Here is a 14,068-nt window from a genome sequence, read left to right on the forward strand (position 1 = left end):
GAGCAGCATGACTCTGCCCTGGACCCTGCACGGCGACGGCAAGAACGTCAACCCGGGCGAGGTCGTCGCCCCCGGCGAACGCCTCAGCTGGCCCCGCACGATCGGCCTCGGCGCCCAGCACGTCGTCGCCATGTTCGGCGCGACCTTCCTGGTGCCGATCCTCACGGGCTTCCCGCCCGCGACGACGCTGTTCTTCTCGGGCCTCGGCACGATCCTCTTCCTCGTGATCACGAAGAACCGGGTGCCGAGCTACCTCGGCTCTTCCTTCGCGTTCATCGCCCCGATCAGCGCCGCGATGGGTGCGAAGGGCATCGCCGACCCCATGGGCGCCGCGCTCTTCGGCATCGTCGTCGTCGGCGTGCTGCTCGCCCTCGTGGGCCTCCTCGTGCAGTGGGTCGGCACCCGATGGATCGACGCGCTCATGCCGCCCGTCGTCGCCGGTGCGATCGTGGCCCTCATCGGCTTCAACCTCGCCCCCGCCGCGAAGAACAACTTCATGCTCGCCCCGCTGACCGCCCTCATCACGCTCGCCGCCGTGATCATCGCGAGCGTCGCATTCCGCGGCATCCTCGGGCGCATGTCGATCCTCGTCGGCGTCGTCATCGGCTACATCGCGGCCGCGATCCAGGGCGAGATCGACTTCGCGCGCATCGAGGACGCCGCGTGGATCGGCCTGCCGACCTTCCACCTCGCGGCGAACCCGTTCGCGGATTCCGCCATCTGGGGCTTCCTCCCCGCGTTCCTGCCGGTCGTGCTCGTGCTCATCGCCGAGAACGTCGGACACATCAAGGGCGTCGCCCAGATGACCGACCCCTCGGTCAACAAGTCGACCGGCCGCGCGCTCTTCGCCGACGGCCTCGCCACGACCGTCGCCGGCCTCTTCGGCGGTTCGGGCACGACGACGTACGGCGAGAACATCGGCGTCATGGCCGCGACGCGCGTCTACTCGACCGCCGCGTACTGGGTCGCGGGCATCGTCGCCGTGCTGCTCGGCCTCTCGCCGAAGTTCGGCGAGGTCATCAACACGATCCCCGCCGGGGTGCTCGGCGGCGTCACCACGGCGCTGTACGGCCTCATCGGCATCATCGGCGTCAAGATCTGGCTCGACAACAAGGTCGACTTCTCGAAGCCCGTGAACCAGTTCACGGCCGCGACGGCCCTCATCATCGGCATTGCCGACTTCACCTTCGCGATCGGCGGCGTCTCGTTCAACGGCATCGCGCTCGGCACGATCGCCGCCATCGTGATCTACCACGTCATGAACGGCATCGCGAAGGCGCGCGGCACGAACTGACGCCTCCACGAGAACGACGGATGCCCCGGGCCGCTGCGGCCCGGGGCATCCGTCGTCTGCGGCGGTCTCGTCGCCCGCACAGGCACGACGTCCTCGGGGAGCCGACGCCCGGTCGACGCTCAGCTCAGGATCAGCGCGCCGGTGGGCCCGCGTCCGGCGCCGAGCACCGGCTCATCCGGGATTGCGCGATCAGCCGGGCACGATGCGCCGACAACAGACGGATGCCCCGGGCTGCGGTGCAGCCCGGGGCATCCGTCATTCACCGGAGATCAGGCGAAGAGCGCCTCGATCGGTCCGCGCGCGAAGTACAGCACGAAGCCGGCGGCGACGATCCACAGCAGCGGGTGGATGGTCTTGGCCCTGCCGGACAGCGCGTTCACGACGACCCAGCTGACGAAGCCCGCGCCGATGCCGTTCGCGATCGAGTAGGTCATCGGCATCACCGTGATGGTGAGGAACACGGGCAGCAGCACGCGGTAGTCGCTGAAGTCGATGTGCTTGATCTGCGAGAGCATCATCGCACCGACGAGCACCAGGGCCGCGCCGGCGATCGCGCCGGGCACGAGCGAGGTCAGCGGCGTGAAGAACATCGCGAGCAGGAACAGGCCGCCGGTGATGACCGTGGCGAAGCCCGTTCGGGCGCCCTCGCCGATGCCGGCGCCGGACTCGACGAACACCGTCGCCGACGACGACGAGGTGCCGCCGCCCACGATCGCGCCGACGCCCTCGACGACCAGCGCCGACTTGATGCGGGGGAAGTCGCCCTTCTCGTCGGCGAGGTCCGCCTCCTTCGCGAGGCCGGTCATCGTGCCCATCGCGTCGAAGAAGTTCGAGAAGACGAGGGTGAAGACGATCATGACGAGCGCCAGGGCGCCGACCTTGGAGAGGTCGAAGCCGAAGTCGACGGCGCCGATGAGGCTCAGGTCGGGCAGGCTCACGATGCCGCCCGCGAAGCCGAAGTCGAGCCCGAACGGCCAGATGAGGTTGACGACCGCGGCGAGCACGGTGCCGCCGACGAGGGCGATGAGGATCGCGCCCTTCACGCGCAGCGCGATCAGGACGCCGCCCGCGAGCAGGGTGATGATGAAGAGCAGGGTGGGCAGGCTCGCGACGGAGCCGCCGATGCCGAGGTCGACCGGCGGCGACGGGTTGCCCGTGGCCGTGACGAAGCCCGCGTTGACGAAGCCGATGAACGCGATGAACAGGCCGATGCCGACGGTGATCGCGAGCTTCAGCTGAACCGGCACGGCGTCGAAGATCATCTTCCGGAGGCCCGTGGCCGCGAGCAGCACGATGACGATTCCGTTGATGACGACGAGCGCCATCGCCTCGGGCCACGTGACCGAGCCGACGACCGAGAACGCGATGAACGCGTTGATGCCGAGACCGGCCGCGAACGCGAACGGCAGGCGCGTGACGACGCCGAAGAGCACCGTCATGACGCCGGCGGTCAGCGCGGTGGCCGCGGCGACCGCGGCGCCGTTCAGCGTGTTGCCGTCGACGTCGGGCGTGGACAGGATGATCGGGTTGAGGATGACGATGTAGGCCATCGTCACGAAGGTGACGATGCCGCCGCGCACCTCGGTGGCGTAGTTGGAGCCGCGCTTCGTGATCTCGAAGAAGCGGTCGACGGCGCCGGCCTGCTTCTGCTCGGTCGGGTCGGCCGGGTCGGTCGTCGGGGTGGTTGCAGTGGTCATCCGGGAACCTTCGATGAGGGACGCACGCGGGGGCGGGCGACGGGTGGACTGTCGAATATGGAGTTGAAGGCGCTTCGGGGCGCGCCCGCTCAGCCTGGCGCGGGGGCGGTCAGCTGAAGATCTTGATCAGGTGGTCGCCGACGATCAGGTAGATGCCGATGAGCACGGCGACGCCGCTCACGCCGAAGCAGGCCCAGGCGCCGACGAGCGCGGCGCGCTTCTGGCCGTCGGTGAGCGGGCTCTTCTTCGCGGCCTTCTTCGCGCGCTTCTCGGCCTGCTTGATCTCGGCGGGCGTCACGATGGTGATCGCGTCGGTGAACTCGGCCGGCGTCACGATCGGGGTGCGCCCCGAGACGGTGAGCAGGCGGATCCCGAGCGAGTAGGCGGAGACCACGGTGACGGTGCCGATGAGCGCCGACACGAACACGAGGAGGAATGCGAGCCAGTCGATCACGACGAGACCTTCTTCTTCGGCTTGGGGTTGCGCTTGATCTTCACGGCACGGCCCGAGTGGGCGACCTCGCTGACCACGTTGTGGTGCGAGACCTCGCTGCGGCGCGACCACAGGAAGATGCCGACGATCACGCCGACGCCGACGACCGTGTCGATGATGATGCCGACGACGCCCATGTGGGCGACGAGCGCGGCGAGCGCGCCGACGGCGCCCGCGGCGGGCAGGGTGAGCAGCCAGCCGACACCGATGCGCCCGGCGGTGCGCCAGCGCACCTTCGAGCCGCGGCGGCCGAGACCCGAGCCGATGACCGAGCCCGAGGCGACCTGCGTCGTCGACAGCGCGAAGCCGACGTGGCTCGACGCGAGGATCGTCGCGGCCGTCGCGGTCTCGGCGGCGAAGCCCTGTGCCGGCTTGACGTCGGTGAGGCCCGTGCCGAGCGTCTTGATAATGCGCCAGCCGCCCATGTAGGTGCCGAGCGCGATCGCGACCGCACAGGTCACGATCACCCACCAGTACACGTCGCTGCCGGCGGGCTGCAGGCCCGCGGCGACGAGCGTGAGCGTGATGACGCCCATCGTCTTCTGCGCGTCGTTCGTGCCGTGCGCGAGCGCGACGAGCGAGGAGGAGAAGATCTGCGCGTGGCGGAAGCCGTCTCGGCCGTCGGGCTTGCCGTCGTAGCGGCGCGTGATCGCGTAGGCGAGCTTCGTCGCGGCGTACGCGATGAGGCCGGCGGTGAGCGGCGCGAGGATCGCCGGCAGGATGACCTTCGACATGACGACGGAGAAGTCGATCGCGCTCACGCCGAAGCCGACGAGCGTGGCGCCGATGAGGCCGCCGAACAGCGCGTGGCTCGACGAGGAGGGCAGGCCGAGCAGCCACGTGATCATGTTCCACACGATCGCGCCGATGAGGCCGGCGAAGATCAGCTCGGGCGTGATCAGCACGCCGCCGTCGCCCTCCTTGATGATGCCGCCCGAGATCGTCTTCGCCACCTCGGTCGAGAGGAAGGCGCCGATGAGGTTCAGGAGGGCTGCGAGCCCGACCGCGGTCTTCGGCTTCAGGGCACCGGTCGCGATGGGCGTGGCCATCGCATTCGCCGTGTCGTGGAAGCCGTTCGTGAAGTCGAAGAAGAGCGCCAGCGCGATGACCAGCACGACGATGAGGGTGAGATCCACCGGCGTCTTTCTTGCGAGAGGGAAGAGTTCACCTGGATTTCAGGAACCCCGACGATCCTACGCGACCGATGAGCGCTCCGTCACCACCGTGGCGAGATCCTCGCCGAACACGAAGGTACGACGCACCGTTCCGCCCGCGAGCACGCCGGGAAGCCACCGCTTGGCGTCGTCCCACATCTCCTCGTAGGGCACCTCCGCGAGCGCGAACCACTCGGGGTCGAGCTCGTCGGATGCCACGGGGTCGCCCGCGAAGCGCCGGCCGACGAACACGCTCGACTCCTGGCTCCACGACTCGCGGAACGGGAAGTGGTAGCTCAGCAGACCGCGCGCCTCGAGGTCGCCTGCGGCCACGACGAGACCCGATTCCTCGAAGACCTCGCGCACCGCGGCATCCACCGCCTGTTCGCCCGGTTCGAGCTTGCCGCCGAGCCCGACGTAGTACCCCTCGCCCAGGCCGTGCTTCTTGCGCCCGAGGAGCACCTCGGTGACCCCGTCGCGTTCGCGCAGGAGGTAGCAGACGCAGACCTGGTACATGTTCAGCCGAAGAGGACGCGCGCCTCGTCGTATCGCGACTGCGGCACGCTGTTGAGCGTGCCGACGGCCTCGGCGATCGACACCGTCTTGATGTCGGTGCCGCGGAGCGTGACCATCGACCCCCACGCGTGGTCGTAGACGGCGTCGATCGCGGCCATGCCGAGGCGGGTGGCGAGCACGCGGTCGTACGCCGAGGGCGCGCCGCCGCGCTGGATGTGGCCGAGCACCGTCGCACGCGACTCGATGCCCGTGCGCTCCTCGATCATCGGGGCGAGGATGTCGGCGATGCCGCCGAGGCGGGGGCGGTTGAACGCGTCGAGGCCCTTGTGCGAGTGCGCCTCGTCCATGCCCTCGAGCGTGAAGCCCTCGGCGACGACGACGAGCGGGGCGCGGCCTCGGTCGCGCACCGACTCGACCCACTCGCAGATCTGCTCGATCGACTGCGGCTGCTCGGGGATGAGGATCGCGTGCGCTCCCCCGGCCATGCCCGAGTGCAGGGCGATCCAGCCGACGTGGCGGCCCATGACCTCGAGCACCATGCAGCGGCCGTGCGAGTCGGCGGTCGTGCGCAGGCGGTCGATGGCCTCGGTCGCGATCTCGACGGCGGTGTCGAAGCCGAAGGAGTAGTCGGTGGCCGCGAGGTCGTTGTCGATCGTCTTCGGCACGCCGACGACGTTGATGCCGCCCTCGTCGTGCAGACGGCGCGCGGCGGTGAGCGTGCCCTCGCCGCCGATCGCCATGATCGCGTCGATGCCGTGCTTGTCGAGCATGCGCTGGATGTTCTCGGGACCGCCGCCCTCGCCCTCGAAGGGGTTGGTGCGGCTCGAACCCAGGATCGTGCCGCCCTGCTTGGCGAGGCCTCGCACGTCGTGACGCACGATCGGAACGATGTCCTCTTCGACGACGCCGCGCCAGCCGTTGCGGAACCCGACGAACTCCGTGTCGTACGAGATGACGCCTCGGAGGACGGCACCGCGGATGACGGCGTTGAGGCCGGGGCAGTCGCCACCAGAGGTGAGCATTCCGATCTTCATGACGCGTGAGACTCCTTGCAGGTGGGAAATCGTCGCTGGAGCCGCTTCATCGGGGCACGACTTCGGGAAGTCTAGCGAACCTCGACTCTCGTGCGGCCGCTCGGACGGGGCCTCGAATCAAGCTCGCCAGAAGCCGCAAGCTTCGCGCCAGCCGTGGGCGTCAGGGCCCGATCGATCCGCCGAGCGGCTGCGGCTACAGTGCCCCGTCGAGCGCCTGCCGCAGCAGGTGCTGCAGCGCGTCGAGCTGCACCGAGTCGGCCGAGCCCGGCTCGACGTCCTGGCCGTCGAGGGCACGGGCGGCGAGGCCCTGCTTCGAGTCGATGAGCTCGGCGATGCGGGCATCGATCGTGTGCGCGGCGATGATGCGCCACGCGGTGACCGGCTCCTCCTGGCCGATGCGGTGCACGCGGTCGATCGCCTGCGTCTGCTCGGCGGCCGTCCAGCTGAGCTCGGCGAGCACGACGTTCGACGCGGCCTGCAGGTTCACGCCGACGCCGGCCGCGGTGAGCGAGCAGACCGCCACCGAGACCTCGGGGTCCTTGTTGAACGCGTCGATCGCCGCCTGGCGTGCGAGGGCCGTCTGGTCGCCGCGCAGCGACACCGTCCGCAGCTCGCGCGCGGCGAAGGCCGCCTCGGCCTGGTCCATGACGTCGATGTGCTTCGCGAAGAACACGACCTTGCCCACCGAGCGGGCGAGCTGGGCCGCGTAGTCGGCCGCGAGCCCGGCCTTCGCCTGGCCGATGCGGCGCACCATCGTGAAGACGTTCTCGCCCGACTTCGACGACTTCGACTCCTCGAGCTCGGCGCTCGCGACGGCCCTGATGATCTGGTCGCGGGTGTCTTCGTCGAGGTCGCCGACCTTGAGGTGGCGCGCCTCGACGAGCGCGCGGAAGCGCGACGCGAGCCGGTTGCCGAGCTCGCGCTCGGCGGCCCGCACCGAGCGGCCGAGCTCGTCGTCGAGCTCGACGGGGAGGTCGGCGATGCGCTTCGCCGGCAGGTCGGCCGCGACATCCACTTTGCGACGACGCACGATGCCGAGGTCGATGACGGTGCGCCGCGCCTCGGAGTAGAAGCCGGGCTCGGCGGGGGTGAGCCCCGTCTCCTCGAGCTTCGCGAGCAGCTCGGCCGAGGGCTTGTCGCCGTCGATCCAGCCGAGGAACTTCCAGATGGCGCGGAAGTCGTCGACGTCGTTGATGAGCGGGGTGCCCGTGAGCGCGAGCAGCAGCGGGTTGCCGCCGGGGGTCGACTTGCGGATGCGCTCGGCGAGGGCGAGCACGTTCTTCGACCGCTGCGACTGGAGGTTCTTGATGAAGTGCGCCTCGTCGACGACCATGCCGCGGAAGCCGAGCGTCGACAGCCACGCCATGTGCCGGTCGAGCACGTCGTAGTTCACGATGACGACGTCGGCGAAGGCGTCGAGGGTGTCGCCGTCGCCGTGGATCACGGTGGCGCGGCGGTGCGGGGTCCACCGTTCGACCTCGCGCGCCCAGTTCATCTTCACGACGTTCGGCACGACCGCGAGCAGCGGGTACGCGTTCGCGACGGATGCCGCGAGCACCGACTGCGCCGTCTTGCCGAGGCCCGGCTCGTCGGCGAGCAGGAACGCGCGGTGGCCCTCGCGGGCGCTCTCGATGAAGCGCGCCTGGTGCTTCATGAGCTCGAGGCCGCGCGGCGAGAGCCGGTCGGCCTTCGGCGCCTCGGGCAGCTCCATCGAGGCGGCCTGGCCGCCGGAGCCCTGCTCGAACGACTTGAAGAGGGGGCCGAGCAGCTCCCAGTTCGCGAGCCGGCGCACGGGCACGAGGGGCGCGGCGGGCTTCGAGAAGTCGGGCGCGAGGAAGGGGTTCGCGAGCTGGCGCGACTTCACCGACGCGGGGATCACCTGGTTCTCGGAGACCTCGATCTTCGCCTCGGGCTCGCGGGTGATGATGAGCTCGTCGGGGCTGAGCTCGGCGCCCGACTCGAGCAGCCAGTCGCGGCGGAACCGCTGCGCGACGGTCGAGATCGAGGCATCCGGTTCGAGCAGCTGGATGAGGCTGGTGTCGCGGGCGGCGGTCTTCGCGAGGATCTGCGCGATGCCGTCGAGGCGCTTCAGGAGCTCGCCGCGCGCGGCGTCGCCGATCTCGGCGTCGGCCTTGACCCGCGCCCGCTCCTCGCGCATGAGCAGCGCGATGACCTGGAACTTGGTGCGGTTCGTCGGGCCGAGCTTGCCCTTCTGCGCCTTCTGCTCGACCTCTCGCACCTTGCGGGCGAGGATCGGGATGATGGGTGCTTCATCGTCGCGCGAACGCGTACGCTGCCGCTGCCTCGTCTGGGCCATGGTCCTCCCGTTTCCTTCGTGCCGTGCCCGGCACGCCCCCTCGGCACCACGCGGTGGTCGAGCCCGCACGTCGCGGCTCGGATGCCGCGCGGCGCGGTACGCCGAATCCCGAACCGAGCAGCGGCGAGCGGGGCTCGCACGGTCGGCCGAAGAACGGATTCGTCGGGCGCTCCCCCTATTCTAGCGGGCGGGAGGCCCGTGCCGTGAAACGTCTCGTCATCCGACGACGTGCACCGCGTAGCTGAGCAGGAACCCCGCGGTCGCGAGGAGCCCGGTGAACGCGTGCGCGGTGCGGAACGCCTCGGGGATCATCGTGTCGCAGATCATCGCGAGGATCGCCCCGGCGGCGATGGCCGTGATGAAGGCCGTGAGCTCCCCCGGTGCGTCGTCGAGCAGCACGTACCCGGCGAGCGACGCGAGCGCGCTCGCGAGCGCGATGCCCGCCCACAGCACGAAGACGTAGGTGCGCGAACGCCCGCTCTCCTTCAGCGAGGCCGTCGACGACAGGCCCTCGGGGATGTTCGAGATCAGGATGGCGACGAAGACCGGCACGCTCACTCCCCCGCCGCCGACCATGCTGAGCCCGAGCACCGCCGATTCGGGGATGCCGTCGAGGAGCGCGCCGACGGCGATGCCCGTGCCGGTGCCGGGGTCCTGCCCGGTGCCGCGCGGATTGCGCTGGTCGAAGCGGTCGAGCAGCTGGTTCGCGAAGACGTAGACGATCGCCCCCGCGGCGAACCCGCCGACGGTCGGCCAGAAGCCGCCCTCCTGCTGCGCCTCGAGCACGAGGTCGAAGGCGAGCGCCGACACGAGCACGCCCGACCCGAACGCCATGATCGACGCCACGACGCGGGTCGGCACCTTCACGTACCAGGCGATCACGGCGCCGAGGAGGAGCGCGCCGCCTGCGAGGAGGCCGGCGACTCCGGCGAGGATCCAGTCGGGCATGCTGCGAGCCTAGGGCCGGGGCTACCCGATCGGCGCCGACGCGCCTACCCTTGAGCTATGGACGAGCTCGCGGGGGCGGGCGCGGAGTTCGCGCCCGAGGACGACGATTTCACGGTCTCGCAGGACACCGAGTTCGATGAGGCCGACGAGGCGCACGACGACGACGAGCGCTCGCTCGACGACGTGCTCGACGACGAGGTCGAGGGGCTCGACGCCGAGCGTCGGGTCGACCTCAGCGACGAACGGGCCGCCGCAGCGGGCGAGGCCGAGTAGCGACGTCGCGGCGCGACGGCGCCGTTTCGGGTGCGCCCTCCTCAGACGCCGCCGCCACCGCCGCCACCGCCGCCACCGCCCGACGACCCGCCGCCGCTCGAGCCGCTCGACGACGAGCTGGCGCTCGACCCCGACCACGAGCTGTTCGAGGAGCTCGAGAACGACGCGACGCCCGCCGAGAAGTAGGCCGCGTTGAAGCCGCTGCTGCCCGCGTACCAGTCGGGCTGGCGGCCGAGCTGCTCGTACAGCACGGCCAGTTCGCGACTCCAGTCGCGTTCGAAGCCGAACAGCACGGCGTAGGGCAGCAGCCGCTCGTTGAGCTTCAGCACCTGGCCGAGGTCGTTCGTGTCGACCCGGAGGGCGCCGCTCGGGCTCTGGAGCACCCGGATGCGGTCCGCCTCGGCGAGGCGGATGTAGACCCGCAGCCCCTCGAGGTGGTCGTGCAGCTCGCGCCCGCGCTCGGTGAGCGGCCGGACGGACACGACGAGCCCGATCGCGAGCACTGCCGCGAGGATCGCCACGATGAAGCAGAGCGCCGGCCAGGGGCCGCCCATCACCGAGGTCAGCGCGACGACGCCGAGCACGAAGCTCGCGACGGCCGCGAGGCCGGCGCCGACCGCGATCCCGACGCGGAGCCCGACGTCGGGGCTGCGCCGGAGCCCCGAGGCCACGACCCCGCTCGACACCCGCTGCCGGATCGCGAGCAGCCGTTTGCCGAGCGCCGTGTCGCTCGACTTCATCTCGCGCACGGCGCCCGGCCGCGGCGGGCTGCCGAACAGCGCCTCGACGACGGCCCGGGCGTGCTCGTCGCCCGCCGGCCCGCCGCCCGTGAACTCGGCGGCGTAGCGACGCGACCCCGTCTCGACGATGCGGAGCTCGCCGGCGACGGCGCGTTCGAGCACGGTCGCGGTGACCCCCTTCGACATGCTCCCCACGAGCTCTGCGGCGACGAACGCCGAGACGCCCGTCGGGGGCTCGTACTGCGCGATGATCGTGCCGCGCCCCGGATGGTTGCGCCAGCGGCCGAGCCTGAAGGCGAGCGCGACGGCCGCGATCACCGCGGCGACCACCGCCGCGACCGCGCTGCCGATCGCCGCGGGCGACGACCAGAATGCGTCGTCGCGCGGCACGACGGTGCCCGGTTCGAACGCGACCGCGAAGCTGAGGTTCTCGTAGGGCCCGACCTCCGCGGCCTCGGCCTCGACGACCGCCCCGCCGTCGACGGCCTGGCTCGTCATCGCGTCGCACGGCTCGGTCGACCCCGACCACCCGCGGTAGCAGGCCATGTCGCCGGTCATCGCCTCGGCGAGCTCGGCCGAGAGGCGCAGTTCGCTGCGCACGACGCCGAAGGGCTGCGCCCAGCCGGTGCCGTTGACGTCCCAGTAGATCTCGTCGATCGCCGCGTCGTCGGGCACATGGGTGACGTTGTGCATGCGGTAGTGGAACACGTACGTCTGCTCGCCGTGCACGAAGTCGTCGGCACGACTCGTGACGAGCAGGAACTCGTCGTCCTCGTCGGCCTCGGTCTCGAACGGGCGGGGCGCGCCCGAGGCATCCGTCACCGATTCGACGACGAGGTCGACCGGGTGCCCGTCGTAGTGGAGCGGGATGGCCCGCCGGATGCCGCGATTCTGGTCGATCTCGGGGAACACGGCGACGAGGGTCTCGGTGACCTCCATCACCGAGCGGCCCTCGTCGTCGAGCGAGAGCTCGTAGACCGCGTCGAAGGAGTCGAACACGAAGGCGTTCGTGTCGGGCTCGTCGGCGAGGAGTGCGACGGCCGGCGGCGCGGCCTCCGCGACCGGCGAGGATGCCGCGCGCTCCCCCGCGACCGCCGGCGACGCGCCGACGGCGCCGGCCAGGAGCAGGGCGAGCGATGCGGCCGAGAACGCGGCGGCGAGTCGCGCGGCGAGGGCGCGGCGGGCGGGGCGACGGGGCATGCCCCAACGCTAGCCGCCGTCGCGCCCCCGCGTCGGACGGTTCGCCGGTCAGGCCCGACGCAGCCGCAGGCTGTTCAGCACGACGAAGATGCTCGAGAACGCCATCGCCGCACCTGCGATCATCGGGTTGAGGAACCCGGCCGCGGCGAGCGGGATCGCGGCGACGTTGTACGCGAACGCCCAGAAGAGGTTGCCGCGGATCGTGCCGAGCGTCGCCCGGGCGAGCGAGATCGCGTCGGGGATCGCACCGGGCTCGTCGCGCGTGAGGGCGAGGTCGCTCGCACTCGCGGCCGCGTCGGTGCCGCCGCCCATCGCGATGCCGAGGTCGGCCGCGGCGAGCGCCGCGGCGTCGTTCACCCCGTCGCCGACCATCGCGGTCTTGCGTCCGGCGGCCTGCAGTTCGGTGACGGCGGCGAGCTTGCCCTCGGGGCTGACCTCGGCGTGCACTCGTTCGATGCCGAGCTCGGCGGCGACGCGTTCGGCCGGGCGGCGGGCGTCGCCGGTGAGCAGGATCGGCTCGAGCCCCTGGGCGCGCAGCCGGGCGACCGCCTCGCGCGCGCCCGGGCGGATCGAGTCGCCCACCTCGAGGAGGGCGCGCACCTCGCCGTCCCAGCCGACGGCGACCGCGGTCGCGTCGGAGGCCGCGACCCGCTCGGCGAGCGCAGCCGGCATGGTCATGCCGAGCCCCTCGAGGAAGGCGGGGCGACCGACCGCGGCGCGGGCGCCGTCGACGGTCGCGGTGACGCCGAGCCCCGCGTGGGCGCGGAACTCCTGCGCCTCGGGCACGGTCACCCCGCGCTCGGCGGCGCCGTCGACGACGGCCCGTGCGATGGGATGCTCCGAGCGGCGCTCGAGCGCGGCGGCGACGCCGAGCGCGACGACAGTCTCGGTGCCGGCCGTCGGGGTGACCTCGGCGAGGCGCATGCGGCCCGTCGTCAGCGTGCCGGTCTTGTCGAGCAGGATCGTGTCGATGCCGGCGGTGCGGTCGAGCGTCTCGGGCCCCGTGATCAGGATGCCGCGCTCGGCGCCGCGGCCCGTGCCGACGAGGATCGCCATCGGGGTCGCGAGCCCGAGGGCGCACGGGCAGGCGATCACGAGCACCGCGACGGCGGCGGTGACGGCCTGCTCGACGGGGCTGCCGGTCGCGATCCAGACGATCGCGGTGCCGACGGCGATCGCGATGACGATCGGCACGAACACGGCCGAGATGCGGTCGGCGAGCCGCTGCGCCCGCGACTTGCCGAGCTGGGCGTCCTCCACGAGGCGGGCGATCTGGGCGAGCCTCGTGTCGGCGCCGACCCGGGTCGCGGTGACGACGATGCTGCCGCCGTGCACGATGGTCGCCGCGGTGACGGCGGCGCCGGCGGCGACGTCGACGGGCGCGGGCTCGCCGGTCAGCATCGACTCGTCGAGGCTCGCCTCGCCGTCGGCGACCACGCCGTCGGCCGCGATGCGCTCACCGGGTCGCACCACGAAGCGGTCGCCGGGGCGCAGCGAACTGATCGGCACGCGCACCTCGGCCTCGACCGCGTCGCCCGCGCCACGCAGCACCGAGACCTCGCGGGGCGCGAGCTCGAGCAGGGTGCGCAGCGACCGGCCCGCGCGCCGCTTCGACTTCGCCTCGAGCACGCGCCCGAGCAGCAGGATCGTGATGACCCCCGCCGCGACCTCGAGGTAGATATCGCCGCCGGGGGTGCCGCGCACGCCGAACGACCACTCGTGCGTCATGCCGGGCATGCCGGCGTGCCCGAAGAACAGCGACCACAGCGACCACGCGAACGCGGTGAGGGTGCCGAGCGACACGAGCGTGTCCATCGTGAGGGCGCCGTGGCGCAGGTTCTGCCAGGCCGCCCGGTGGAACGGCCAGCCGCCCCACACGACGACCGGCGCGGCGAGCGTGAGCGAGAGCCACTGCCAGTACGTGAACTGGAAGGCCGGGATCATGGCGATCACCACCACCGGCAGGGTGAGCACCGCCGACACGATGAGCCGGGTCATGAGCGGGTCGGATGCCTCGCGGCCGCCGCCGGCCGCACTCTCGGCGCCGGCCCGTGACGAGTCGTCGGCATTCGCGCGCGACACGCCGGTTTCGGCGCCCGCGGCGACGCCGACGAACGGCACGGGCGCCGCGGCATCCGGCTGCACGACGGGGGTGGCGGTGTAGCCGGCCTGACCGACCGCGTCGACGAGCGCGTCGATCGAGGTGGTCTGCGGGAAGGTGACCCGCGCCCGCTCGGTCGCGAGATTGACCGCCGCCTCGACGCCGTCGAGTCGGCCGAGCCGCTTCTCGACGCGGCCGACGCAGCTCGCGCACGTCATGCCCTCGATGGCGAGATCGATCGTGCGGACCGGTGGCGTGTCGAGCGTCGTCATGCGTTCGAGAGTACCCCCTAGGGGTATTC

At 71.5% G+C, this 14,068-nt stretch carries 11 protein-coding genes; 2 read left to right on the top strand and 9 right to left on the bottom strand.

Annotated elements, in window-relative coordinates; translation table 11 throughout:
• The first annotated feature begins 7 nt into the window (after positions 1-7).
• Positions 8-1,294, top strand: coding sequence for a uracil-xanthine permease family protein (locus ACFVAJ_RS00655; RefSeq protein ID WP_376940872.1), 1,287 nt, complete (start codon positions 8-10; stop codon positions 1,292-1,294).
• Between the two features lie 269 nt (positions 1,295-1,563).
• On the opposite strand, the gene ACFVAJ_RS00660 is transcribed toward ACFVAJ_RS00655, so the two are convergent.
• The 7 genes from ACFVAJ_RS00660 to ACFVAJ_RS00690 form a co-directional block, all read right to left on the bottom strand.
• Positions 1,564-2,991 (bottom strand): NCS2 family permease, encoded by a 1,428-nt coding sequence (locus ACFVAJ_RS00660; RefSeq protein ID WP_376940873.1) that lies wholly within the window; start codon positions 2,989-2,991, stop codon positions 1,564-1,566.
• A gap of 109 nt (positions 2,992-3,100) precedes the next feature.
• Positions 3,101-3,445 (bottom strand): peptidase, encoded by a 345-nt coding sequence (locus ACFVAJ_RS00665; RefSeq protein ID WP_376940874.1) that lies wholly within the window; start codon positions 3,443-3,445, stop codon positions 3,101-3,103.
• On the bottom strand, positions 3,442-4,620 hold the full coding sequence (locus tag ACFVAJ_RS00670) for an anion permease (protein ID WP_376940876.1): 1,179 nt from the start codon (positions 4,618-4,620) through the stop codon (positions 3,442-3,444). Before ACFVAJ_RS00670 ends, ACFVAJ_RS00665 begins: the two co-directional genes overlap by 4 nt.
• 57 nt (positions 4,621-4,677) lie before the next feature.
• Positions 4,678-5,154 (bottom strand): 8-oxo-dGTP diphosphatase, encoded by a 477-nt coding sequence (locus ACFVAJ_RS00675; RefSeq protein WP_376940877.1) that lies wholly within the window; start codon positions 5,152-5,154, stop codon positions 4,678-4,680.
• A gap of 2 nt (positions 5,155-5,156) precedes the next feature.
• On the bottom strand, positions 5,157-6,188 hold the full coding sequence (locus ACFVAJ_RS00680; RefSeq protein WP_376940878.1) for a 6-phosphofructokinase: 1,032 nt from the start codon (positions 6,186-6,188) through the stop codon (positions 5,157-5,159).
• A gap of 193 nt (positions 6,189-6,381) precedes the next feature.
• Complete coding sequence (locus ACFVAJ_RS00685) at positions 6,382-8,505, bottom strand: DEAD/DEAH box helicase (protein WP_376940879.1); 2,124 nt, start codon at positions 8,503-8,505, stop codon at positions 6,382-6,384.
• Positions 8,506-8,721: 216 nt separating this feature from the next.
• The gene (locus ACFVAJ_RS00690; RefSeq protein WP_376940880.1) at positions 8,722-9,453 is read right to left on the bottom strand and encodes a ZIP family metal transporter; all 732 of its coding nucleotides are present in this window, start codon (positions 9,451-9,453) and stop codon (positions 8,722-8,724) included.
• Positions 9,454-9,510: 57 nt separating this feature from the next.
• On the opposite strand from ACFVAJ_RS00690, the gene ACFVAJ_RS00695 reads away from it, so the two are divergent.
• The gene (locus ACFVAJ_RS00695) at positions 9,511-9,726 is read left to right on the top strand and encodes a hypothetical protein (protein WP_376940882.1); all 216 of its coding nucleotides are present in this window, start codon (positions 9,511-9,513) and stop codon (positions 9,724-9,726) included.
• Positions 9,727-9,767: 41 nt separating this feature from the next.
• Here the strand turns inward: ACFVAJ_RS00695 and ACFVAJ_RS00700 are convergent, their stop codons facing one another.
• Both ACFVAJ_RS00700 and ACFVAJ_RS00705 read right to left on the bottom strand, forming a co-directional pair.
• Positions 9,768-11,666: a DUF2207 family protein gene (locus ACFVAJ_RS00700; RefSeq protein ID WP_376940884.1), complete on the bottom strand. Its 1,899-nt coding sequence runs from the start codon at positions 11,664-11,666 to the stop codon at positions 9,768-9,770.
• Between the two features lie 48 nt (positions 11,667-11,714).
• Complete coding sequence (locus tag ACFVAJ_RS00705) at positions 11,715-14,039, bottom strand: heavy metal translocating P-type ATPase (protein ID WP_376940885.1); 2,325 nt, start codon at positions 14,037-14,039, stop codon at positions 11,715-11,717.
• Between the last annotated feature and the right edge of the window lie 29 nt (positions 14,040-14,068).

The sequence above is a fragment of the Agromyces sp. NPDC057679 genome, assembly GCF_042799635.1.
Classification (GTDB): domain Bacteria; phylum Actinomycetota; class Actinomycetes; order Actinomycetales; family Microbacteriaceae; genus Agromyces.